The organism is Paraburkholderia sp. SIMBA_030, assembly GCF_046535245.1.
Lineage (GTDB): Bacteria > Pseudomonadota > Gammaproteobacteria > Burkholderiales > Burkholderiaceae > Paraburkholderia.
Genome location: NZ_JAWRXB010001186.1, coordinates 1 through 251 on the forward strand (window position 1 = coordinate 1; position 251 = coordinate 251).

Annotated in this window: 1 protein-coding gene; it reads left to right on the forward strand. The window is 62.5% G+C overall.

Annotated features, from left to right (window positions below; all coding sequences use genetic code 11):
* Window positions 1–251, forward strand: a 251-nt coding sequence (locus tag SB772_RS43775) for a hypothetical protein (protein ID WP_410838999.1), incomplete at both ends; no start/stop codon positions are given.

The window sequence follows — 251 nt, forward strand, 5'->3', positions numbered from 1 at the left end:
GCCGGGCATGCGGTGAGTGAGGCTCAAATCCGCTATGACAACCGGTATCCGGACGCCTTCACCGCAGCGTGGACTGCCGGTGTCGGCAGCGCCCGGATAGCACCTCAACGCGAGGCGCTGCTGACACCGCTGACCCGCACTTTCCGGCGTCGCGCGCAACAACGCAGCGCGTCCAAGGTCAACGAGGCACTAAGCCTCCTGCGGCAGTTTGAGCATGACACGATTTCGCAGTATTCACAGTGGGATGTCAT